Origin of the sequence: Tepidimonas sp. HKU77, assembly GCF_049728535.1 — a bacterium.
GTDB lineage: Bacteria > Pseudomonadota > Gammaproteobacteria > Burkholderiales > Burkholderiaceae_C > Tepidimonas.
The window spans coordinates 2,006,300-2,030,269 of record NZ_CP187300.1; the positions used below are offsets into that span (position 1 = coordinate 2,006,300).

Here is a 23,970-nt window from a genome sequence, read left to right on the forward strand (position 1 = left end):
CTCATGCCCCATGATGCGATGGGAAGATGTGTTGTATTCGCAGGGTTTCGGCACGCGCCGCGCCTGTCGGGCGCTGGTGCGGGCGGGCCTAGTCGAGGTCGGTGACGAGCGGCGCCCCGTGACCGATCCCGATGCGCCGCTGCCGCCCGAGCAAGCGGGGGCTGGCTGGGTGTTTTGGGTGGACGGCCAGCGCTGGCCCTACCAGCCACGCGCGTACCTGATGCTGCACAAACCCGCGGGTTACGAGTGCTCGCGCCGCCCGTCGGCCTGGCCGTCGGTGCTCACTCTGCTGCCTGCGCCGTTGCGCCAGCGCCCCGGTGGCGCGGCGGCAGGGGTGCAGCCGATTGGACGGCTGGATCAGGACACCACCGGCCTGCTGTTGCTGTCCGATGACGGTGCCTTCATCCACCGGATGACCTCGCCGCGTCACCACGTGCCCAAGGTGTACGTCGTCACCTGTAAGCACGCGCTCGACGACACGCAGCTGCAGCGCCTGCGCGCGGGCGTGGTGCTGCACGACGATCCGCGGCCGGCCGTGCCGGTCGGCGTCGAGCCGATCGATGCCCATCGACTGCGGCTGACCTTGACCGAGGGCCGCTACCACCAGGTCAAGCGCATGGTGGCCGCCGTGGGCAACCGCGTCGAGGTGCTGCACCGCAGCGCCGTCGGCCCGCTGACACTGCCGCCCGACCTGGCCCCGGGGCAGTGGCGCTGGCTCGGTGCGGACGAAGTGGCGGCGCTGCAAGGCGCGGCGCGGTCGTGACGTCGTGCGGTTATGCTTGCGGTATGCGCGTCTTGCTCGGTTCTTTCTGGCGCTCGGTGGCCTATTGCCTACACCCGCGGGTGATTGGGCTGTCGTTGCTGCCGCTGGTGTTGATGGTGGCGGGGGCCTTCGCGCTGGGCTACCTGTTCTGGGATCGGGCCGTCGATGCCGTGCTGGCCTGGCTGGAGAGTTGGGCACTGGTCGAGTTCGTGCTGGGCTGGCTGGACAGCGTCGGTCTGGGCGCGTTGCGCACCGTGGTGGCGCCGCTGGTGGTGCTGGTGCTGGCCACGCCCCTCATCGTCGTCGCGTCCCTGTTGCTGGTGGCGTTTTTGATGACACCGGCCATGGTCGAGCTGGTCGCGCAGCGGCGTTTCCCGGACCTGCAACGCAAGCGCGGCGGGGGCTTTTGGGGCAGCCTGGGGTGGTCGCTGTGGTCTACCCTGCTGGCGCTGCTGATGCTGGTGCTGTCATTGCCCTTTTGGCTGATTCCACCGTTGGTGCTGGTACTGCCACCGCTCATCTGGGGCTGGCTGACCTACCGCGTTTTTGCCTACGATGCGCTGGCGGAGCACGCTTCGGCCGACGAGCGACGTGCCCTCTTGACCGCGCACCGCGTGCCGCTGTTGGTCATGGGCGTGCTGGTCGGCTTGCTGGGCGCGGCACCCAGCCTGTTGTGGGCGTCAGGCGCGATGTTCATCGCGCTGGCACCGTTGCTCATCCCGCTGGCCATCTGGATCTACGCGCTGGTGTTTGCGTTTGGCTCGCTGTGGTTCGCCCATTACCTGCTGCAGGCCCTGGCCGAGTTGCGCCGCGCCAACCCGGCGCCGTCCACGGTAGCATCGTCGGATCCGGCTGCGGCCGACGGTGCGGTCATCGACGTGCCGGCACGCCCCTTGCCAGCACCCCCTCCCGCCTCGGCCCCCAACCCTCCTGCGTCATGAAAGACTCTGCCGTGCCGGTGCGTGTGCCGCGCTTCGGTCTCATCGTCATCGGGGACGAAATCCTGTCTGGCAAACGGCAGGATAAACACCTGTCCAAGGTGATCGAGCTGCTAGGGGCACGCGGACTGGCGCTGTCGTGGGCGCGCTACGTGGGCGACGATCGCGCCGCCATCACCGATGTGCTGCGGCAGGCGTTTGCCAGCGCGGATGTCGTGTTTTCTACCGGTGGCATCGGCGCCACGCCGGACGACCACACGCGCCAAGCAGCCGCTGCCGCGCTGGGCGTACAGGCGGTGCTGCACCCGCAGGCCAAGGAACTGATCGAGCAGCGCATGCGCGAGGTGGCGGCCGAGCAGGGCGTGCCCTACGAACCCGATCGCCCCGACAACGTGCACCGGCTCAACATGGGTGTTTTCCCGGTGGGCGCGCGCCTTATTCCCAATCCGTACAACCGCATTCCGGGCTTCTCGTGCGATGGGCCTGGGGGTGGCACGGTTCACTTCGTGCCGGGCTTTCCGGTCATGGCGTGGCCGATGATCGAATGGGTGCTCGACACCCAATACCCCGCCTGCCACGGGCGGGCGGCGCAGGCCGAGCGCTCGGTCATCGTCTATGGCGCTATGGAGGCCGCCTTGACGCCGTTGATGGAGCGTATCGAGGCCGACTACCCGGGTGTCAAGGTCTTTAGCCTGCCCAGTGTCGACCACCCCGAATATGGGCGCCACATCGAGCTGGGCGTCAAAGGCGAGCCAGCGGCCGTGGCGGCGGCGTATGATGCGATGCGCGGTGCGTTGCTTGCCCAGTCGGCGCGGCTGGGCCCCGAATTGGTGCGCGGTGGGGATGCACCATGATGGGTCTTCCGCACCAAAATAGTGCCAAAGTGAATGACCGCTCTCATGGTGAGCATGGCCGGTGAGCGCTGGCATGGAAACTGCATTTCCCCCGCGACCGTTTTTCTTCGACCCGACCCTTTAGTAGGAGCATTCTGATGGCCAAGACCGTCGCTGACGTGATGAACATGGTGAAAGAAAACGACGTCAAATTCGTCGACTTTCGCTTCACCGATACCCGCGGCAAAGAGCAGCACGTGACCGTGCCCATCTCCGCCTTCAACGAAGACAAGTTCACCTCGGGCCACGCGTTCGACGGTTCGTCCATCGCGGGCTGGAAGGGCATCGAAGCGTCGGACATGCTGCTCATGCCCGACCCCAACACCGCCAACATCGACCCGTTCTTCGAAGAAACCACGCTCTTTTTGCAGTGTGATGTCATCGAGCCCAGCGACGGCAAGGCCTACGACCGCGACCCGCGCTCCATCGCGAAGCGCGCCGAGGCATACCTGAAGGCCTCCGGCCTGGGCGACACCGCCTACTTTGGCCCCGAGCCCGAGTTTTTCCTGTTCGACGGCGTGCGCTGGAGCACCCAGCCCGGGCACTGCTTCTACGAGATCGAGGAGTACGAAGCACCCTGGAATACCGGCGCGAAGTTCGAGAATGGCAACCGCGGCCACCGGCCGCGTACCAAGGGTGGCTACTTCCCCGTGCCGCCGGTGGACAGCACGCACGACATGCGCGCCGAGATGGTGTTGATCCTGGAGTCGCTGGGCATCCCGGTCGAGGTATTCCACCATGAGGTGGCGGGTGCCGGCCAGTGCGAGATCGGCACCAAGTTCAGCACCCTGGTCGAGCGTGCCGACTGGACGCAGGTGCTCAAGTACGTGATCTGGAACGTGGCCAACAGCTACGGCAAGACGGCGACCTTCATGCCCAAGCCCTACCACGGTGACAATGGCAGCGGCATGCACGTGCACCAGTCGGTCTGGAAGGACGGCAAAAACCTGTTCGCCGGCGACGGTTACGCGGGGCTGAGCGATTTTGCGCTGTACTACATCGGCGGCATCATCAAGCACGCGCGCGCGCTCAACGCCATCACCAACCCGACGACCAACAGCTACAAGCGCCTGGTGCCGCACTTCGAGGCGCCGGTCAAGCTCGCGTACTCGGCCAAGAACCGCTCGGCCTCCATCCGTATCCCGTACGTGGCCAACCCGAAGGCGCGTCGCGTCGAAGCGCGCTTCCCCGACCCGATGGCCAACCCGTACCTGTGCTTTGCCGCGCTGCTGATGGCGGGGCTGGACGGTGTCGAGAACAAGATCCACCCGGGCGAGGCCGCGACCAAGGACCTGTACCACCTGCCGCCGGAAGAGGACAAGTTGGTGCCGACCGTCTGCCACAGCCTGGATCAAGCGCTGGACTACCTGGACAAGGACCGCGCCTTCCTGACCAAGGGCGGTGTGTTCACCGACTCCATGATCGACGCCTACATCGAGCTCAAGATGCAGGAAGTCACCCGCGCCCGCGTCGAGGTTACCCCGACCGAGTACGACATGTACTTCAGCCTGTAAGCGTGCGGATTGGCCCCGCTTGCAGCCGGGGCCAATGAGCGAACAAAGGGGCGGCCAGGTGCCGCCCCGCGTGTTTTGTCCGATACTGTGGCCCGTGTGTGAGCAAGTGAGGACGATATGGCGTGGACCCGTGACGAGACGTTTCGAGGGATGGCGGGTGGGGTGCTGGCCGCTACGCTGGCGTGGGCGGTGGCAACGCCGGTGTGGGCACAGGGCGGCTCGACCATCTGGCGCTGCGGCAACGAATACACCAACAACCCCGGCCCCAACCCGGCCGCGCGTGGCTGTCGCGAGGTGCAGGGCGCCAATCTGACCATCGTCGAGGGCGCGCGCCCGGCAGCGCCGGCGCCCGCCTCGACCAACGCATCCAGCGGCGGCGCGGGTGGCAGCGGTGCCACGGCCAATGGCGCCCGCACCCCGGCGGAGCGCGTCGACCCCGACCAGCAACGTGCGCGCGACGCCGAGGCGCGCCGCATTCTGGAGCAGGAGTTGCGCCGCGCCGAGGAGCGGCTGGCGCAGGCGCGCGCCGATTACGCCGACGGCAAGCCGCCGCGCTTGGCCGATGAGCGCACCGACTCGCCCCGCTACCAAGCGCGAGTGGAGGAGCTGCGCACGCGCGTGGAGCGGGCGCAGGCGGACGTGGCGGCCATTCGGCGCGAGATCGACCGCCTGGGCGGCGGGCGCTGAGGGTGGAATGGTGCGCCGATCCTCGCCCTCGGACGGTGGCGTCGACCCGCAGCACCTGGCCGCGCTGGACCTGCTGGCCACGCTGGTGGCCGTGGTCGATGATGGCGGGCATATCCGCTACGCCAACCACGCGCTGGAGGACGCGGTCGGTCTGTCGCGCCGCACGCTCGCAGGTGTGCCCCTATCCGAATGGTTGACCCAGCCCGAGTTGCTGCAGAACGCGCTGCAGGGCGCGCGCGGCAACGAATATGCGGTCATCCGCTATGACACCCACCTCAAGCGACTGTTGCGCGAGCCGCTGCCGGTGCACCTGGTGTTGGCGACGACCGAGTGGCCGGGACACCGCGTGGTGGAAATGCTGCCGCTGGAGCAGCAAACCCGGCAAGAGCGCGAGGAGCGGCTGCTGGAGCAGGCCCAGGCCAACAAAGAGCTGATCCGCAACCTGGCGCACGAGATCAAAAACCCGCTCGGCGGTATCCGTGGCGCGGCCCAGTTGCTGCAGCTGGAGCTGGCCGACCGCGACGATCTGGTCGAGTACACCACCGTCATCGTGCACGAGGCGGATCGGCTGCAGTCGCTGGTCGACCGGCTGTTGGCCCCGCATCGCCGGGCGCCGGTCATGGCCGACGTCAACATCCACGAGGTGTGCGAGCGTGTGCGCGCCATCATCCTGGCCGAGTTTCCACGCGGGCTGCAGGTGGTGCGCGACTACGACACGTCCATCCCTGAATTTCGCGGCGACCGCGAGCTGCTCATCCAGGCCGTGTTGAACCTGGCGCACAACGCGGCCCATGCGCTCAAGGAACGCATCGCCGCGGGCGACGCGCGGCTGACGTTTCGCACCCGTGTGCAGCGGCAAGTCACGTTTGGCAAGCGGCGCTTTCGGCTGGCACTGGAATTGCATGTCATCGACAACGGTCCCGGCGTGCCGGAGGAGATCAAGGACCGCATCTTCTACCCGCTGGTGTCGGGTCGGGATGGCGGCTCGGGTCTGGGCCTGACGCTGGCACAGACCTTCGTGCAGCAGCACCAAGGCCTGATCGAATGCGACAGCCGACCGGGACACACCGATTTCAAGATCCTCATCCCGCTGCCCTGACGGGGGGCCGCGGCCGGGGACACAGTGAGCAGTGCCGCGCATGAAACCGATCTGGATTGCTGACGACGACCCCTCCATCCGCTTCGTGCTGGAAAAGGCGCTGGCGCGCGAGGGCCTGCCCACGCGCAGCTTCGACAGCCCCAAAGCGGTGCTCGACGCGCTGGCCGACGGTGCCGACGAAGGGCCGCAGGTGCTGGTCAGCGACATCCGCATGCCGGGCGGCTCGGGCCTGGAGTTGTTGGAAAAAGTCCGGCGCCAGCACCCGACGCTGCCGGTCATCATCATGACCGCGTATTCGGATCTCGACAGCGCGGTGGCGGCCTTTCAGGGTGGTGCGTTCGAGTATTTACCCAAGCCGTTCGATTTGCCCAAGGCAGTGGAGCTCATCCGGCGCGCGGTGGCCGAAAGCCAGCGCGAGGAAGTGGCACAGGAGGCGTTGGAGGCAGCGCCGGAGATCCTGGGCCAGGCCAGCGCGATGCAGGACGTCTTTCGCGCCATTGGCCGCTTGAGCCAAAGCCACGTCACGGTGCTCATCACCGGCGAGTCGGGGACGGGCAAGGAGCTGGTTGCGCGCGCGCTACACAAGCACTCGCCCCGTGCACGCGGGCCGTTCGTCGCCATCAACACCGCGGCCATTCCCAAGGATCTGCTGGAGTCCGAGCTGTTCGGTCACGAGCGTGGCGCGTTCACAGGGGCGCAGACACTTCGGCGCGGCCGCTTCGAGCAGGCAGAAGGGGGCACGCTGTTTCTCGACGAGATCGGCGACATGCCTTTCGAGCTGCAGACGCGGCTGCTGCGCGTGTTGTCGGATGGACACTACTACCGCGTTGGAGGGCACAGTGCCATCAAGGCCAACGTGCGCGTGATCGCCGCTACGCACCAGAATCTGGAGCAGCGGGTCAAAGAAGGCGCGTTTCGCGAAGACCTGTACCACCGCCTCAACGTCATTCGCCTGCGGCTGCCGCCGCTGCGCGAGCGGCGCGAGGACATCCCGCTGCTGGCGCGGTTTTTTCTGCAGCAAAGCGCGCGCCAGTTGGCCGTCGAGCCCAAGCGCTTATCCGACCAGGCGCTGGCCGCATTGGTGGCGTTTGATTTTCCCGGCAATGTGCGCCAGTTGGAAAACCTCTGCCATTGGCTCACCGTCATGGCCCCGGCGCAGGTGGTCGAGGTCAAAGACCTGCCGCCAGAAGTACTGGCCGCGCTGTCAGAGCGCGATGCGGCGCCTGCCCCAACGCCGCGCGCCGATGGCCCTGCGGTGCCCGAGGGCCTGCAGCGGGGCACCGAATGGCCGGTTTGGGCGCCTACCGGGGGCATGAACCGCGCCGCGCCGGTCCCGGCTCAGGGTGCCGACTGGGAAGCGGCGTTGCAGACCGAGGTGTTGTCGATGCTGGCGCACGGGCGGCCAGACGTGTGGGACGCGCTGCTGCGCCGCGTCGAGACGCGGCTGATTCAAGCCGCGCTGCAGGCCACGCGCGGGCGGCGCATCGAAGCCGCCCAGCGCCTGGGCATCGGTCGCAACACCATCACGCGAAAAATTCAGGAGCTGGGGCTGGAGTGATGGGGCGCGTCATCCGTCTGCCAGTTCCAGCACCACGGGCGCATGGTCGCTGGGCTGCTTCCATTTGCGCGGTGCGCGGTCGATGGTGCAGGCGCGCGCCAGCGGGCGCAGCGCATCGCTGATGAAGATGTGGTCGATGCGCAGGCCGCGGTTTTTGGGGAAAGCGAGCTGCCGGTAATCCCACCACGAATAACTTTTGGGTGGCTGAGGAAAGAGTCGAAACGCGTCGTGCAGGCCCAAATCTTTGAGTGCCTGCAGGTGCGCGCGCTCCTCGCGTGTGCAATGGATGGTGTCGCGCAGCGCCTCGGGGTCCCACACGTCGGCGTCGTCCACCGTGATATTGAAGTCCCCCATCAGCACGAGCCGCGGGTGGCGTGCCAGCTCTTGAGCGATCCAGCCACGCAGCGCTTCGAGCCAACGCATCTTATAGGCAAACTTGTCGCTTCCCGGCGCCTGCCCGTTGGGGACGTAAGCCCCAATCACGCGCAGCGGCGCGGCCCCCGTGGCCGGCTGCACGGTGGCCGCGATCATCCGTGCCTGTTCGTCGTCAAAGCCGGGGATGTTACGCTGCACGTCCGCCAGCGCGCCCGGTCGGCGCACCAGCAGCGCCACGCCGTTGTACGTTTTTTGGCCGAACCACGCGGCTGTGTATCCCGCCTGCTGCAGCGCTTGCACGGGAAATTGGTCGTCGCTGAGTTTGAGCTCCTGCAGCGCTAGTATGTCCACCGGGTGCGCCGCCAGCCAGTCGAGCACGTGCGGCAGGCGCACGGCGAGTGAGTTCACATTCCAGGTGGCGAGGTGCATGGGTCTCAATCCCAGCAGCCAGCCGTCGTGGGCGATCGTGCCCCGGTGTGATTGACGGTTAGCGTGCCACACGCGTCCGATGCCTGGGGTCCAGGGGTGACGCGCACGGCTTGAATCGTGTAGGAGTTCGCATCCGGCGTGCCACTGAATGAGAACGTGTAACGGGTTGCTAGGTCATTGCGACACGTCGTGTTCGGTAGCGTCGCGCCCGCATAGGTTATATGGTTAGTGTAGTAACGTTCCATCCATTGTGCCAGTTCCAGTAAGCAAGCCTGCGCAGCACGTCTGTGCGTCTTCAAGACATGCTGTTTGTAAGAGGGGTAAGAGATGGCCGCCAAAATACCAACAATGGCAACCACGATCATCAGTTCGATTAATGTGAAACCCAGTTGTCGATTCGCTTTCATTGTGCCCCCGTCAATTAAGAACGATCTCGCGCCATGAAATCCGCCCGGTTCGTTTCGTGCCGTAATTCACCTTGATCGATGCAACGCTCCCGCTGGAGCCGCCCGCGACCAGCCGATCGCCCACCAGCGTCGGTTCAGAGGGCATGCCGACATTCGGATCGAAGCCGCCGATGTAATTGCCATTGAGCTTATCATCCGTGAAGTCGCCATTGTTATTGACATCAAGAATCGGCAAACTGACGCGTGCGCCGCTGAAGGGGTCGATCGCATTGATAAAACCGTTCCCGCCGGGGACGCACGGATCGACGACGGGGATGATTGAGCTGGCGATCAGCGTCGGCTTCACCAGACGATAGAGTTTCGAAGCGGTGACGATCCGCTCGCCGGTACGCGTCGTAAAGTCGAGATACCAACCCTTTTTGCCCGCCATATCATTGGCTGTTGCTTCTGAAAACACGCGCACCGTTTTGCCATCGAAGACGCCTTCTTGCTGGATACTGCGCTGTTTCAGTTGCGTGCGACCGGTAATCTGGCTGCCTTCGTCGATCAGGCCATACCAGCTCTGCAACTGGGTGTCGGACGGATCGCCGCTTCGGAAATAGCTGCCGGAACCGAAAAAAAGATAGCGCTTGCCGTAGTTGGGGTCGCCAGTCACATCATTGACCGCGACGGTGATCTGCGCGGTGATCGGCTGCGCATTTCCCGACCCATCCTTTGCCGTAAAGAAAGGTTGCGGCGTAGAACCCGACTTGAATGCGACATCCCACTGATTCTTGTTGGAGTGACTGACATCGAACTTCCAGACGTTGCCTTTGAGGTCGCCCGCGTAGATGAAGTCGATTTTGCCATCGCCGTTGCTATCGAAGACGCCCGGGCTGGCCAGGCCGTTATCGCCGGCAACGCCGGTGTCGATCTTCTTCAGCAACGTGCCATCGTCGAGCTTGAAAATATAGAGCACGGCTTTGCTGCTCGATGAATTGTAGCCATTGCCGACGATCACCGCCCAGTTGCCATCGTTCATCTTGGCGATCACCGGCCGGCCGAGCATGAAGCCCAAGTCATTGTCGCCGTTGCAGGCGCTGACCGTACCACCCGTGGCAAAGCACTCCCACTTGACATGAGTCGTCGCAAAAGAGCCCGGCGTGGTGACATCGAGCCCGAACAAGCCTTTGCCGCCACGACCCAGGGTGGCGACGAGGTAATTTTTGCCGCCGGTGTCGCTTTGGCTGGAGACCGCGATGTCGCCATCGACGAAGTAGTCGTGGGTGTAAGTGGGCATTGAGAGGTTCCTGAGCTTGGGCATCATCGCGCTCGGGATGTAGGCGAAGAGTTCCTGGCCGTTCGTCGCGTTGAAGGCGTGCAGCATCCCGTCATTGGCGCCGACATAGACGGTGTTGGTGTCCTTCACATAGAACGGGGAGGAATGGACGATGTCACCCAGCACGTTGTCTGGGCTTTTTGGCCGATTGCGGAAGCTGCCGCCGTTTTGCAGTTCCTTGCTGCGCACGCCGCGCAGGTAGTCCACCACGTCAGCGCCGCCCAGCGCCGATTGGTCACTCGATGAAAGATTCGTCCAAGTAAATGCTACCGCACTGCCGCCGGAGCGGGTAAAAATCTTGCGGCTGGCTGGCGTAGGAACATGCTCTGAGGCTTTCCAGAGGGGAGTATCTCCCGCACCGGAGGAAGTTACCGGATAGGCTTTGAGATCGCCAGACCATTCTTGGCTATTGAACAGTGCTTGATAAACTGCTGAATCTGAGGAAATCGAGGTCGAGTTGGCCGTCACTGAAGACGCGGATCCAACTTTTTTGAGGATATCCAGAAAAATCGAATCGAATACCGCGTTCAGCGAAGCTGAATCGCTTGCCGAATATGCCCTCGAAGTGCCCCCCGCAGCAGCAATCGCGTCCAACGTCGTCGGATTTACGCCAAATGGCAAAGCAAAGCCGATAACATACGTTTCCACCCCCTCTGCCCTCAATGCTGCAGCAGCAGACGCAGCCTGCGTAATCGCAGTAGCTGGGTTGCTCACAGGGTTACCATTCCTATCAGTAGAGGGCAACCCATCGGTGAGCAAAATAACAAAATTCCTGCCGCACGATTGCGGCAGAGGATAACAGGAAGCAGTGTAACCTTCAGCAGTATTCGTCCAAGTCCCTCTGAAATAGTCGCGCGCGGTCAGCAACGTTCCCTCGATTGGTGTAAGGCCGGCATTGCGAATCCCAGTTTCGTTGCATGGCAAAGGCTGCCCAGGAACATTGCATCTCAATTTGGCAAGTAAGGATGCCCTGTGCGCAGCATCCAACGGACTGATCGGAACATGTAAAAAACCGCGCCCAGGCGAATCATTGCGAAACCAGGTTCTGCCGACGAATGTCCATGCATTCAATCTGCCGAAATCCAAAATGCCTTGGGCCAAGTCACTATCGGTCGGCCAAAACGTAAAATTTCCTATCAGCACACCGTAACCGAGAGCCGCTTCCCCGGGTCTGATACCGCCGCTGGGCAAAGGGGAAACGACCCCATCGCTGGTACCGATTTTCACGCGGAAACACCGATACGTATCCCACGGGCCTCCCGGATAAGTCTCTGCGCCATTATCAAAGTCGGCAGTTGGAGAATAACAAAAGCCATTGCCGTAGTTTGAATTGGCATAAAAAGGAAGCGCGACGTTGTAGTAGATAAATCCGCCCGGATCAGTCGGATTGGGAGTACGGAAACGCTTTGTCAAAGATCTGCGGGGGCCGGCGTAGCTGGGATTGTAATTGGCTGGATCATAGCTGACATCGTAGGGCGAGTTGTGTAGAAACGAAGCAGTTGGTTCGTTTTGGCGATAAGCCATTAAACCCAGGTTGATGCGATTCAAATAGGTGTCGAGGAGACTGCGAGCGACTTGACGCGCGATTTCTGATTTGCTTTCCGGACTATTTGAGCCCCTGGCCTCGCCGTTGGGCGCCTCGTCCATACTGTTCGAATTATCCAGAATTAGCAATACGTTCGGCTTCCCGGTCACGATAAACAAAGGATAGTTTGGGATGCTTACTGCCTTTGCCTCAGGTATCCCTGAAATACAAACGAAAACAGCTAGCAAAATGGAGTTTAAAAGCTGACGACAAAACATCTTACTCTCCCCATTCCGTCCAATAAATCGACTGCAGCATCACGCTCGCCCGCCCGGCGCCGGGATTGCTGCGTGCGGTGATGCGGTAGCGTTTGCAGTTGTTGGGGTCACTGGCCCCGCCGTCGCTGCACGGGAAGGTGTTACCCAGGTATTAACAGATTTTGCGAATGGCACGCGTGTGATGCGTCGGCCGCCGTTGAGAGGAACTTCGATCCGCGGTAGTGGTGAAGCAAGAGCGACGATGAAGGTATCAATGGACTGGCGGGTAGGTAAATCAGAACGCAAGTCGCCGCGTTTGGCGAATGCGGCGACAGACGTGGAATAGTCGATTCCCTGTTTGGTGGGCTCCTCGGGTGCTAGACCGCGAATGGTTGCAAGCGAGGTGACGCTTTTTGGAGAAGGCATCGAGTCGAAATTCGTGCCAACCTGTCCAATAAACCGGAGACCGGCGACACCGGATTCATGGCTGGAAATATAGGTTGCTTCGGCGCTCGCATTGAAGGATGCCAGAGCGTCCCCAACACCACTGCCAAACTCCGGTGCGACGCCAGGAAGTTGATCGGAATCGAATGAGACGTTGATGTCGGATATGACAAGCATATTCGCGCGGGCACAGTAAGGTGCCTTCACTGCACTTGCGAGTGTGTCGTACGGGTCATCCCAGGCAGCGGACAGTAATCCAACGTGATCATCGATCGTTGTCGATCCGGCTAATTCTGGCGTGGCTTTCTTCTTACCTGCGAAGTATCGAACCGCTTCATACATCATGTCGCCAAACGGAGCGCCCCAATCAACGAACTCTCCAGAGTCAGGTGGTCGAGTTGCCACCCAACCTGATCTATAGGCTGTGTCAGTGCGTCCATTATTGAAGTCACGTATCCTCAGGCGATCGAATGTACGCACGATGGTTGCATTGGGGCTGAACGTCCCATCGTATGGGTTGATTTCACTTTTGAATGAAGAGACGACTTTGCGCAGTCGTCCTCCCGCCATGTTGCGATCGTAACTGCCAGTAATTAAGCCAAATAACATGGCATCGTTTTCGCCGTAGTCATGCAGTACTCCAACGGGTTTCCATTTTCCGCAGGGATATTGCGTGCAGTCGTCATGAAAAGATGTTGTACATACCTCGACACGAACCGTGTAGTTAGTTCGTGTTCCGCCGTGTGAGCCATCCAGTACAGGCCTTTCCGAGGCTGCCCATTCCCAAACCCGTTTGGTGCTGTTCGTCACCACAGAAAGTAGAGGGGGAAGATCACTGCAGTGATTGAGTGTTGCGCAATTGACATTCGCATTGGCAGTCAAATGGCCAAAAAAATGACGCTTTCCGGGGTCGGGTTCACCCGAGGGGGTATAATCAGAAATACGATATCCATCCACGTTTGCACTCGTATATTCCTTGGCCCACGAGTGTGCGTCTTGCGGTATGTAGGCGCGACGTAAAATGGTTTGATCCGCCGTATCGACCTCGCGATGTCCGCCATATAAGACCTTGCGTAGCGCATCGACCCTGCTGGTGGCGACGTCGTTGAGCCAGTTGCCGGACCATTGTCCGGGACACTTTCCGTTCGTGGCCGTATTCGCAGGGGTAAACAAACCGGAGGGGCCGGACCCACTATATGTGTAGCAGAGGTTTGAATCGAAAAGTCCGAAATAAATAATATTTGGCTTGAATCGGATGTCGAGTACACCGTCGCCGTCTATATCGCTGGCATCATTGTGTGCTTCATAGAAAAGACGATGATCTTTGGACGCGACAATCATCGTCATGGGCTTCGCGTTCGTTGGCGTAGTTAGTGGTAGATTGGGTATACTCAGTTGCGCGTGCAATGTAGCTGAAAAAAGTAACACTGCCCCTGCAGTCGGTAAGGCGAATCGGAGGATATGGTTCTTTTGCATCGTCTGCTCCTATTCGGTTCGGTACAGTGACTGCAACACGACGGTAGATCGACCGGTGACAACACCGGCGCGTCCGGTTATGCGATAGAGTTTGCAGTTTTTGGGATCCGATACCCCACCGTCTGTGCAATCCGCATTATTTTTCATGAACTCGATAAAATATTGTGGCGTTAGTTCATTTACTGTCGTCGTCGCATTTTTCCACTGGGTAAATCCGCTTGATGTCAGCCATCTGGGTGGACAATCCTTGTCTGGAACGGGGCAGACCCCGTCCGCACAATTGTTGATAGCGGTTTTGGGGCAGGTGTTATCGGCATCCGTGTATTGAGGTGTTGGCTTATTGTTAGTAACGTACTGTTCACCCTCGCGTAGCGCCGCCTCAGCGGCCTGGAACGCAAGCTGCCGATCATACGTCGCAGCAGTCATTTTTTCTTCGAGCGTGACAGATTGTAAATTGCTTAGTGCAAGCAATGTGACAATAATCAGCAGGATAAGGCTGACCGCGAGAGCAACTCCGCGTTGTGAGTGGCTAGGCGGCAGTGGCGTTGGCTTTAGAAGACATGTTTTCATGGCTGCATGTTGCGCGCGCGAAAAATCGTGTACCACTTTCTCGTCAGCGGATTACCGTTGTTGTCACGGACAAAGGGGTCTTGGGTCGTGATCTCGAGGCGTACTGCAATCACCTGATTCCAGTCAGTAATGGATGACGCGTTGACATAGCTGTTGCTGCCTTGAGCAAGGTAGTCGAGTTGTAAATCATACACATCCGGTGTGACCTCTTCGATCTGAGTAGACGATCCCGATAGGTTTATCCGATATAATGATCGGGTGCCCCGTGGGTTATTGCCGATGTACCACGCATGCGCACTCAGTCGATTCAAATATCCTCGGCTTTCAAACGAATAGGGGGGCGGGTCATTGTTAGGGCCGGGCGCTCCACAGTTGGGTGGTGTCGGATAGCCAAGATATTTGCTGCAATTGCCGGGGCTCCCGGTTCCAGTGTTGTGCACAATGACGTTGTTAGATGGGCTGGCGTTGGTAATTTGAAAGATGGCGGACTGTTGGGTATCACATGCGATAACAATATCACCATCCTTTAATCCATGTGCGTTCGTATTGATTTTTAATTGGGCGGCGCTAGGATTATGGTCGATGATGGGGAGCCCTGTATCCAAGGAGCCGGTCAAGGTAATCAAAGCGTCTGTCCCGGCAATACGGGCAGCCGGGCCGCTCCCGGTCGCCTGAGGAAATTGGGAATCGTGATCAGCGTTGCCCCCTTCAAAACCGCGTATGGCATTGCTCCAATCCGCCCACCATGCGCTGGAACGGTTGTTGAGCACATTGGCAACTTTGTATGCACCGCAGGGATTACCACCAGCGGCGCGTATCGAGCGCCCCAGAATTTCGAAGGAAAAGCGGGCATTTTCCTGCATGCGCGCGAGTGCTTCACTCGTCCGATACGTTTGGCGATTGGCTATCAAAACGCCGACGACCCCAGTGAGGACGACGAGGCCAATGGTCAGGGCGACCAACATTTCGACCAGTGTGAGCCCCGATTGATGAGTGGCGCGGCGGTGAGTGTTCATAGACGGGTCGTCAACACGAAGGTTTGATTTTCGTCGCCACGCGCGCGGCTGTCGTTCCATTCGATTTCGACGGTGCAGACGCCATTGCTTGCGCAGTTGATGGTGCCGCAAGTGCCTTCACCCAGTTGTTCGTGGAGTTTCTCCATCCAGTATTTCCTGTCGTTGGCGACTAGGGTTCCCGTTACTGAGGGGATTTCACAGGATCTTTCGAGGTTGTAGTCGCCAGCTTTGGCAGCGGTGTCGTTGGCCCTCATCGCGTCTAGCATGAGGTACGCCAACATCGTTGCCTGACTGCGTTGCGCAGCCGAGTGGTTGGTTTTGAGTGCATTGATCTGAATGGCCGCGACACCCAGCAGCCCGAAAGCCAGCACCACCAACGCGACGAGAACTTCGATCAAGCTGAAGCCTGCTGATCTGGCGAGATGTCGGGGTTCCATTGAGGGAGGGGGCAGTGGTTGAAGTGACATGTTGCATGTGATTGTGGGTACTAGGCCAAATTACGTTTCGCAGGAGGAAATGTCAGCGCTGTCACTCTCAGGAACGCCGTTACCATCGGTGTCGACCGCTAAGACGGGGCGCATGCGGGTCAGGATGACCGCCTTGGCGCCTTGCAGTTGATTTTTATAGCAGACTATAAAATGGCCGCCGATGGCATTGTTGTCGACTTCTCCGCGGGCGTTGTAGCGGACGAAGTTGGTGAAGTTCGCCTGGTTGGATCGCAGCGTGTAACCAGCTGGCAGTCCTTGCCATGTTCGGATTATGACTTCGTTGGTATTGATGTTACCATCGCCGTTTGAGTCGACAAAGGCTTGGTAGCCATTTTCCCATTCGTCACCGGACTTACGCAAGGTGATATAGGTGTTTCGGCGTATGGCTTCGGTTCGTGCGTAATTAAGCGCATTCAGGAATGTATTGGCGGCGGTGTCGATGCGGTTGCGGCGAATCGTGTCGTTAAAAGACGGTACGGCGATACCGGCCAGAAGCGAAGCGAGCGCGATGACGACAAGCAGCTCGATGAGGGTGACGCCGGCGCCGTGCCGGGGAGAGGGTCGTTGTGACATTCTCGGTACGTGGTGATGGTCCAGTCGTCAACGACTGTAACCATGCGGGCGCGGCCGAACAAGAACGCACCGCCGCGGACGCGACGAGCGGGCCGGGTGGGTGGACGAGCGGTGGCGTTCAGCCGTCAGGCGGAGAGTGGGGCTTGGCATTCGCGCACCACCACCGTCCCCCGCAGCGAGTGCGGCAGCGCCTGGGTGATGGTGACGTCGATCATCTGCCCAATGAGGCGCTGGGCGTGTGGGCCGCCGTCAAAGTTGACGATGCGGTTGCAGGCGGTGCGGCCCATGAGTTCGTGCGGGTTTTTCTTGGACGGGCCTTCGACCAGGATGCGCTGTACGGTGCCCACACGGCTGGCGCTGATGCGCGCGACATGGCCTTCCAATGCCTTTTGCAGCGTTTGCAGTCGTTGCAGCTTGACGTCGTGGGGCGTGTCGTCGGGCAGGTTGGCCGCTGGTGTACCGGGGCGTGGGCTGAAAATAAAGCTGAAGCTCGCATCGAAGCCGATATCGTCGACCAGCTTCATGAGTTTGGCGAAATCGTCTTCCGTCTCGCCTGGGAAGCCGACGATGAAGTCGCTCGAGAGGCTCAGGTCGGGTCGCACGGCGCGCAGCTTGCGCACGGTGCTCTTGTACTCCATCACGGTGTAGCCGCGCTTCATCGCCATCAGGATGCGGTCGCTGCCGTGCTGCACGGGCAGGTGCAGGTGGCTGACCAGCTTCGGGATACGCGCGTAGGCCTCGATCAGGCGCGGCGTGAATTCGTTGGGGTGGCTGGTGGTGTAGCGGATGCGCTCGATGCCCGGGATGTCGGCCACGCATTCGAGCAGCAGGGCGAAGTCCTCGCCGTCGCCACCGCGCCAGGCGTTGACGTTTTGGCCGAGCAGGGTGACTTCCTTGACCCCCTGTTCGGCCAGGCCGGCGACCTCCACCAGCACGTCCTCCAGCGGGCGCGAGACTTCCTCTCCGCGCGTGTAAGGCACGACGCAGTAGCTGCAGTACTTGCTGCAGCCTTCCATGATGCTGACGAACGCCGAGGCACCCTCGACGCGGGCGGGGGGTAGGTGGTCGAACTTTTCGATCTCGGGGAAGCTGACGTCCACCTGCGGCCGCGCCTGGCGCTCGCGCTCGCGCAGCAGCTCGGGCAGGCGGTGCAGCGTCTGCGGGCCAAACACTACGTCCACGTAGGGCGCGCGCTGGATGATGGCTTCACCCTCTTGGCTGGCCACACAGCCCCCCACGCCGATGAGCACGCCTTTTTTCTTCAGGTGTTTGACGCGCCCCAGGTCGGAGAAGACCTTTTCCTGCGCCTTTTCGCGCACGGAGCAGGTGTTGAACAGGATCAGGTCGGCCTGCTCGGGGTCATCGGTGGGCTCGTAGCCGTCGGCGGCGGCCAGGACGTCGGCCATCTTGTCCGAGTCGTACTCGTTCATCTGGCAGCCGAAGGTGCGGATGTAGACTTTTTTGGGCATGGTGCGTCAGCGGTGCGTGGTGTAGAGCCAGGGGCTGAACCGGGGAAAGCCCGCTAGTCTAGCGCCTCGCGCGCAGCAGCGCTTTTTCTAGCTCCAGCACCCCCAGGACGGCGACGCCGATGGCGGCGCTGATGCCGATCCACGGCAGCGGCAGCGGCGCACTGCCAAACCACGTTTGCATGAGGGGCAGGTAGGTAAAGCCCGCCTGCAGCGCGCACGCGGCGCCCACCGCGGCCAGCACGCGCGGGGTGCCCTGCACGCCCACCCAGGTGAAAGAAGGGGCCTTGAGGTAGCGCACGCTGAACAGGTAGAAGATCTCCATCGCCACCAGCGTGTTGACGGCCAGCGTCTGCGCCATGGCCTGGGGGTAGCCGGCGTCCAGCGCCCATTGGTAGGTGCCGAAGATGCCGGCCGCAAACAGCGTGGAGACCAAACCGATGCGCCACAGCACGAAGGGGGTCAGGATCGGTTCGCCCGGCGGGCGTGGGGGGCGGCGCATGATGTCGGGTTCGGTGGGCTCGAACGCCAGCACCATGGCCAACGCGATGGAGCTGACCATGTTGACCCAGAGGATTTGCACCGGTGCGATGGGCAGCGCCAGCCCGAACAGTACCGCCACCAGCAGTGACACCGATTCGCCCCCATTGATGGGCAGCAAAAACGTGATGACCTTGCGCAGATTGTCGTAGACGGTGCGGCCTTCGCGCACGGCGCGCGCGATGGTGGCGAAGTTGTCGTCCGTCAGCACCACGGCGGCGGCTTGCTTGGCGGCATCCGTGCCCTTGTGGCCCATGGCCACGCCCACGTCGGCGGCTTTGAGCGCAGGGGCGTCGTTGACGCCGTCGCCCGTCATGGCCACCACCTCGCCGTTGGCCTGCAGCGCGCGCACGAGTCGCAGCTTGTGCTCGGGCGCCGCGCGCGCAAAGACGTCGACCTCGCGCACGGCGCGCCGCAGTGCCGCGTCGTCCAGGGTGTCGATCGTCTGCCCCGCCATGGCCTGCAGGTGCTCGCCCAAGCCGAGTTGGGCGGCGATCGCCCGCGCGGTGACCAGGTGGTCACCCGTGATCATTTTGACCCGGATGCCGGCGGCACGGCACTGCGCCACGGCCTCGATGGCCTCCTCACGTGGCGGGTCGATGATGCCGACCAGGCCGACCAGGGTCAACCCGTCGCGCACCGTGTCATGGGTGAGCGCGTTACCCGCGGGCACGCGCACCGTGGCCACGGCCAGTACCCGTCGGCCCTGGGCCGCTTGGGCGTCGGCCTGGGCTTGCCAAGGGGCGGCGTCGAGTGCGACGGTCTTTCCCCGATCGTCGAGCACGTGGGAGCAGCGCGCCAGAATCGCCTCCGGCGCCCCTTTGACCCACACGCGCAGTGTGTCGCCATCGGCGTGCGCGGTGGCCATGTAGCGGCGCTCCGACTCGAACGGCAGCAGCGCGACGCGCGGGCGCTCTTCGCGCAAGGTGTTGGGGTCGAGCCCCGCTTTCATCGCCAGTGTCAGCAAGGCGCCCTCGGTCGGGTCGCCGCTGAGCTGCCACTGGCCCGACTCGTCCTGTACCAGCGCGGCATCGTTACACAGCGCCACGCCTTCGGCCAGCAGCAACAGTGCGGGGGCTTCGCGCCAGAGCTCCGCCGCCTGCAGTGGGTGCCCGTCGCGCAGCAGCGCGCCCTGAGGGGCGTAGCCGCTGCCTTCCACCGTGACGATACCGTCGCTGAGCACGACGGTCTGTGCCGTCATTTCGTTGCGCGTCAGCGTCCCGGTCTTGTCGGAGCAGATGACGGTGACGCAGCCCAGCGTCTCCACCGCAGGCAACTGGCGCACGATGGCGCGTTGTCGCGCCATGCGCTGCACGCCGATGGCCAGCGTCACCGACAGAATCGCGGGCAGCCCCTCGGGGATGGCGGCCACGGCCAGCCCCACCGCTGCCATGAAGGTATCCAGTGCTGGCAGCCCGCGCAACCCCCAGCCCACGCCGAACAACAACGCGGCGGCGGCCAGCACCGCCAGCGTGATCCAGCGCCCCATTTGCGCCATTTGTCGCACCAGTGGCGTGGCGGTGTCGCCCACGCTTTGTAGCAGGCGGCCGATGCGCCCCATCTCGGTCGCCATGCCGGTAGCCACGACGACTGCGGTGCCCTGGCCGCGCGTGACCAGTGTGCCGGCATAGCCCATGCTGCGCCGGTCGCCGAGCGCAGCGTGCGCGTCGACGGGGGCGGGGTCTTTGCCGACGGGCACGGACTCCCCGGTCAGCATGGATTCGTCCACCTGCACGTCGTGCGTGCGCAGCCAGCGCACGTCGGCGGGCAGGCGGTCGCCGGCACTGAGTTGCACCACGTCGCCGGGGACGAGTTCGGTCGCGTCCACCTCGACCAAGCGCCCGTCGCGCCAGACCTGCGCGTGAGGCGTGAGCAGCGCGCGGATGGCGGCCAGGGCGCGCTCGGCCTTGCCCTCCTGGATCAGGCCGATGGTGACGTTGAGCAATACCACCGCCAGGATGACGCCGGCGTCGATGCCATGCCCGAGCAGCGCCGTGATGGTGGCCGCCGCCAGCAGGATGAGGATGAGCAGGTTGTTGAACTGTCGCAGCACCCGCCGCCACAACGGGGTGGGCGGGGCTTCGGCCAGGCGGTTGGGGCCGTAGCGCTCGCGCCGCGCCTGCGCCTGCGCGCTGCCCAAGCCGCGCGCCGAGCTTTGCCATTGGTGCAGCACGTCGTCGCAGGGCAGCGCGTGCCATGGGGTGTCGGCGGCGGGCGTGTCAGTGGCAGCGGGGCGCGGGTGTGTGTTCATGACCATGGAGAGAGTAAGGTTATCGCGTGGGATCGTTTCCGCCGCCGCCGGGTTCCGCAGCGGCCGGGGTCAGGCAGCGATTTCTGCGCGTTGACCGGCCACGGCCGCCCCGCGCAGGAACGCGGCCAGTGCCCTCGACGGCGGGGCGGCGCGTGGCCCCTCGAGCAGTTGCGCCGCGCGCAGCAGGTCGCGCCAGCGGCCGATGCGGGTTTGCCAGCCGCGGGCGTCGCGCTGCCAGCGCTGCAGGCGCCGCGCGGCGCGCCCGGGCAGGGTGGGCGACAACGCTTCCGAGCCGTAGCGCAGTCGTTTGGCCAGCAGGCGCGCCTCGTGCAGGGCCTCGGCAGCGCCGGGCTGGGCAGGGTCTGCGGTGCGCAGGTGGCGCTGCAGCCGCGCGTGCCAGCGCGCCAAGCGCTCGATACCCCAGTCGGGGTCGGCGTCCACCTGCGCCGGCAGCTGCTGCAGCCAGGCGGCGCACGCCACCAGCGCGGCAGTGATGGCGGGGTCGCCCAGCTGCGCGCGCAGGGCGCGCCGGGCTTGGTGCGCGCCGCGCGCCAGCTGCTGCTGGGCGCGCTCCACGGCGCGCACGCGCTCGGGGTGGGCGGACTCGTCTTCGACATACAGCGGCCCCCACTCGGCCAGGGTTTCGGTGCGCGCGACGTCCAGATCGCGCACCGTACCCAGGGTGTCTAGCAGGGGGCGCAGCGCTTGCATCGCGGGCGGGGGAGGCAGCCACGGGCGCAGCAGCCGCAACAGGCTGCGCCAGCGCCGCCAACCGACACGGGCCTGATGGATGGCCTCTGGCGCGTCGCTGCGGGCGGCCAACGCGAGGTTGTCGCACAACTGCCCCAGCGCGTCGCCCAGAGCGGCGCGGGCCACGCAAGCGGGGTCCGCCGCGCGCGGCAAGTCGAGCGCGCGGGCGGTGATGGGGGCGTCGTGGGTACCATCGGCCAGGCGTTGCGCCTGCTCGGCCTTGCTGATGCGCGCGGGCAACAGCGGCAGGTGCTGAGCCAGCGCCTCGGCCATGGCGATCAGTGCATCGGCGTCACCCCGCAGGAGCTCCAGCTCGAGCTCCAGCAGCGGCGCGCGTCGTCCCGCCGCGCGGATGTCGCCGGCATCGAGCGCGACCTCGACCACACTGCCGTCGCGGCTACGCACGACCCAGGTGGTGCGCACGCAGCGGGTCTCGTGCACGGGTTGCAGTGCCCGCACCTGTGTGTCGAATGCCGGATCCTGCGCCAGCGGTGTCGAGCGTAACGCGGCCTCATCCAGCGCGGGTCGCCGCAGCGGGGCCGTCCACTCCCCGCGCACACTCAAAGCGCCGTGGCCGCTGCCGGCGGTTTTGAGGGTCTGCTCGTAGGTGCGCACCGGGCGAGCGGCTTCAGACGGCACGCCCGCCGCGCCAGGCAGCGGCTCGATGGCGCGGATGCGCAGCGCACAGCGCTGCTGGCGCAGCCAGCCGTCGGGCGTGTCGTAGTAACGGTTGATCAGGCGCTGTTGCTGGCGCTTGCGCCGGCGCAGCAGCGGATGCTGGCTTAGCCGCTGCAGGGCCTGTTCGGCGCGCCAGCCCGCAAGCGCAAACTTGAGCTCGATTTCTTGCGGCACAATGCCCTCCGATGCTGACATTTGTTCGATCGTAGCCGCATTAGCCACCATGAACCAACCTCCCCGCGACCTTTCGCACGTGGCCCCAGCCGACCGGGCCGAAATTCTGAGCCAAGCGCTGCCCTACATCCGGCGTTACCACGGCAAGACGATGGTCATCAAGTACGGCGGCAATGCGATGACGGATCCGCTCTTGCAGGCCGCGTTTGCCGAGGATGTGGTGCTGCTCAAACTGGTGGGCATCAACCCCGTCGTGGTGCACGGCGGTGGGCCGCAGATCGAGGGGTTGCTCAAGCGCTTGGGCAAGCAGGGTCAGTTCATCCAGGGCATGCGCGTGACCGACGCCGAGACGATGGAGGTCGTCGAGTGGGTGCTGGCCGGCGAGGTGCAGCAAGACATCGTCGGCCTCATCAACCGCGCGGGCGGCAAGGCGGTGGGCCTGACCGGGCGCGACGGCGCCATGATTCGCGCGCGCAAGCTGCGCATGGTCGATGTCAACGATCCGAGCGTGGAGCACGACGTTGGCCAGGTGGGCGACATTGTTTCCATCGATCCCTCGGTCGTGCGCGCGTTGCAGGAGGATCAGTTCATCCCGGTGGTCAGTCCGATTGGTTTTGGCGAGCACAACGAAAGCTACAACATCAACGCCGACGTGGTGGCGGCCAAGCTGGCCACCGTGCTGCAGGCCGAAAAGCTGTTGATGTTGACCAACATCCGCGGCGTGCTGGACAAAGACGGCCAGCTGTTGACCGAGCTCACGCCGCGGCGCATCGACGAGCTGGTGACGGATGGCACCATCAGCGGTGGCATGATCCCGAAGATTGCCGGTGCACTGGATGCCGCCAAGAGTGGCGTCAAGGCGGTGCACATTATCGACGGGCGTGTGCCGCATGCGCTACTGCTCGAGGTGCTTGGTGACCAGCCGTTTGGCACCATGATCCGCTCGCACTGAAGTGGCGCGCCGAGCGCGGTTGCTGCCCCAAAGGCAGCTGCCCAGCACCGGTCGCAAAAATTTCGGTTGACAACCCACGAGTGGCCTCTAAAATAGAACGATCGTTCGTTTTATTTTAGAGGGCCGCATGACCGCAGACGTTCGCCCGTCGAGCAGCGCCACCGTCGCGACACCCGCGCGCCGCGCTCGCAGCGCCAGCCAGCCCCGGCTGTCCAAGGCCGCCCAGAAAGGCCAGCAGACCAAGGCTGCCATCATCGATGCCGCGCTGTCGCTGGCGTCGCAAGTGGGGCTGGAGGGTTTGAGCATCGGCGCCATCGCCGAGGTCATGGGCATGAGCAAGTCCGGCGTCTTTGCGCACTTTGGCTCGCGCGAAGAGCTGCAGATTTCGGTGGTGCGCGAATACCACGAGCGCTTCGAGCGCGACGTCTTTCGTCCGGCGCTGGAGCAGCCCCGCGGGCTGCCGCGGCTGCGCGCGCTGTTCGACAACTGGATGCGCCAGACCTCGCTGGAGATCGACTCCGGCTGCATCTATATCAGCGGCGCGGTCGAGTTCGACGACCGCCCTGGCCCCGTGCGCGACGCGTTGGTGGAGACGGTCACGACTTGGCAGGCCGCGCTGCGCCGCGCGATTCGGCTCGCTATCGACGAAGGCCACCTGCGTACCGACGCCGACCCGGCGCAGATCGCTTTCGAGATCCACGGCCTGATCCTGGCGCTGCACTACGAAGCCCGCTTCCTGCGTACGGCCGAGGGCCTGCAGCGCGCCCGCACCGGTTTCGACAACATCCTGGCGCGCTACCTCGCGTAAGCGCCGGGGCTTCTTTCAACC

At 63.4% G+C, this 23,970-nt stretch carries 20 protein-coding genes; 9 read left to right on the forward strand and 11 right to left on the reverse strand.

Annotated features, from left to right (window positions below):
- The first annotated feature begins 13 nt into the window (after positions 1-13).
- The 7 genes from ACPP3B_RS09690 (at position 14) to ntrC (ending at position 7,452) form a co-directional block, all read left to right on the forward strand.
- Positions 14-763 (forward strand): 16S rRNA pseudouridine(516) synthase, encoded by a 750-nt coding sequence (locus tag ACPP3B_RS09690; RefSeq protein WP_299022981.1) that lies wholly within the window; start codon positions 14-16, stop codon positions 761-763.
- Positions 764-786: 23 nt separating this feature from the next.
- Positions 787-1,704 carry an EI24 domain-containing protein gene (locus ACPP3B_RS09695; protein WP_299022978.1) on the forward strand — a complete coding sequence of 306 codons (918 nt, stop codon included), beginning with the start codon at positions 787-789 and terminating at the stop codon, positions 1,702-1,704.
- Entirely contained in the window at positions 1,701-2,555 is an 855-nt protein-coding gene (locus ACPP3B_RS09700; RefSeq protein WP_299022977.1) for a competence/damage-inducible protein A, read from the forward strand. The genes ACPP3B_RS09695 and ACPP3B_RS09700 overlap by 4 nt, the downstream gene beginning before the upstream one ends.
- Positions 2,556-2,692: 137 nt before the next feature.
- Positions 2,693-4,108, forward strand: coding sequence for a type I glutamate--ammonia ligase (glnA, locus tag ACPP3B_RS09705; RefSeq protein WP_299022976.1), 1,416 nt, complete (start codon positions 2,693-2,695; stop codon positions 4,106-4,108).
- A 117-nt stretch (positions 4,109-4,225) separates the two neighbouring features.
- Positions 4,226-4,795: a hypothetical protein gene (locus tag ACPP3B_RS09710; RefSeq protein WP_299022972.1), complete on the forward strand. Its 570-nt coding sequence runs from the start codon at positions 4,226-4,228 to the stop codon at positions 4,793-4,795.
- Positions 4,796-4,802: 7 nt separating this feature from the next.
- Positions 4,803-5,894 (forward strand): nitrogen regulation protein NR(II), encoded by a 1,092-nt coding sequence (gene glnL, locus ACPP3B_RS09715; RefSeq protein WP_299022971.1) that lies wholly within the window; start codon positions 4,803-4,805, stop codon positions 5,892-5,894.
- Between the two features lie 40 nt (positions 5,895-5,934).
- On the forward strand, positions 5,935-7,452 hold the full coding sequence (ntrC, locus tag ACPP3B_RS09720) for a nitrogen regulation protein NR(I) (RefSeq protein WP_299022969.1): 1,518 nt from the start codon (positions 5,935-5,937) through the stop codon (positions 7,450-7,452).
- Positions 7,453-7,461: 9 nt separating this feature from the next.
- On the opposite strand, the gene xth is transcribed toward ntrC, so the two are convergent.
- The 11 genes from xth to ACPP3B_RS09775 form a co-directional block, all read right to left on the reverse strand.
- Complete coding sequence (xth, locus tag ACPP3B_RS09725; RefSeq protein WP_424858852.1) at positions 7,462-8,256, reverse strand: exodeoxyribonuclease III; 795 nt, start codon at positions 8,254-8,256, stop codon at positions 7,462-7,464.
- 5 nt (positions 8,257-8,261) lie between these two features.
- Positions 8,262-8,663: a type IV pilin protein gene (locus ACPP3B_RS09730; protein ID WP_424858853.1), complete on the reverse strand. Its 402-nt coding sequence runs from the start codon at positions 8,661-8,663 to the stop codon at positions 8,262-8,264.
- Between the two features lie 10 nt (positions 8,664-8,673).
- A complete protein-coding gene (locus ACPP3B_RS09735; RefSeq protein WP_424858854.1) occupies positions 8,674-11,628 on the reverse strand; it encodes a pilus assembly protein in 2,955 nt (984 codons plus the stop codon).
- Between the two features lie 157 nt (positions 11,629-11,785).
- Positions 11,786-11,932 (reverse strand): pilus assembly PilX family protein, encoded by a 147-nt coding sequence (locus ACPP3B_RS09740; RefSeq protein ID WP_424860176.1) that lies wholly within the window; start codon positions 11,930-11,932, stop codon positions 11,786-11,788.
- Between the two features lie 1,760 nt (positions 11,933-13,692).
- Positions 13,693-14,253 (reverse strand): pilus assembly PilX family protein, encoded by a 561-nt coding sequence (locus tag ACPP3B_RS09745; protein ID WP_424858855.1) that lies wholly within the window; start codon positions 14,251-14,253, stop codon positions 13,693-13,695.
- A complete protein-coding gene (locus tag ACPP3B_RS09750; protein ID WP_424858856.1) occupies positions 14,250-15,269 on the reverse strand; it encodes a PilW family protein in 1,020 nt (339 codons plus the stop codon). The genes ACPP3B_RS09745 and ACPP3B_RS09750 overlap by 4 nt, the downstream gene beginning before the upstream one ends.
- On the reverse strand, positions 15,266-15,736 hold the full coding sequence (gene pilV, locus ACPP3B_RS09755; protein WP_424858857.1) for a type IV pilus modification protein PilV: 471 nt from the start codon (positions 15,734-15,736) through the stop codon (positions 15,266-15,268). The genes ACPP3B_RS09750 and pilV overlap by 4 nt, the downstream gene beginning before the upstream one ends.
- 30 nt (positions 15,737-15,766) lie before the next feature.
- A complete protein-coding gene (locus ACPP3B_RS09760; RefSeq protein ID WP_424858858.1) occupies positions 15,767-16,330 on the reverse strand; it encodes a GspH/FimT family pseudopilin in 564 nt (187 codons plus the stop codon).
- 125 nt (positions 16,331-16,455) lie between these two features.
- The gene (gene miaB, locus ACPP3B_RS09765; RefSeq protein ID WP_424858859.1) at positions 16,456-17,799 is read right to left on the reverse strand and encodes a tRNA (N6-isopentenyl adenosine(37)-C2)-methylthiotransferase MiaB; all 1,344 of its coding nucleotides are present in this window, start codon (positions 17,797-17,799) and stop codon (positions 16,456-16,458) included.
- Positions 17,800-17,857: 58 nt separating this feature from the next.
- Positions 17,858-20,587 (reverse strand): cation-translocating P-type ATPase, encoded by a 2,730-nt coding sequence (locus ACPP3B_RS09770; protein ID WP_424858860.1) that lies wholly within the window; start codon positions 20,585-20,587, stop codon positions 17,858-17,860.
- 69 nt (positions 20,588-20,656) lie between these two features.
- The gene (locus ACPP3B_RS09775) at positions 20,657-22,210 is read right to left on the reverse strand and encodes a CHAD domain-containing protein (RefSeq protein ID WP_424858861.1); all 1,554 of its coding nucleotides are present in this window, start codon (positions 22,208-22,210) and stop codon (positions 20,657-20,659) included.
- Between the two features lie 28 nt (positions 22,211-22,238).
- Here ACPP3B_RS09775 and argB point away from each other — a divergent pair, with 28 nt between their 5' ends.
- The gene (gene argB, locus ACPP3B_RS09780) at positions 22,239-23,141 is read left to right on the forward strand and encodes an acetylglutamate kinase (RefSeq protein WP_299019505.1); all 903 of its coding nucleotides are present in this window, start codon (positions 22,239-22,241) and stop codon (positions 23,139-23,141) included.
- 127 nt (positions 23,142-23,268) lie between these two features.
- Complete coding sequence (locus ACPP3B_RS09785) at positions 23,269-23,949, forward strand: TetR/AcrR family transcriptional regulator (RefSeq protein WP_299019507.1); 681 nt, start codon at positions 23,269-23,271, stop codon at positions 23,947-23,949.
- Positions 23,950-23,970: the final 21 nt, after the last annotated feature.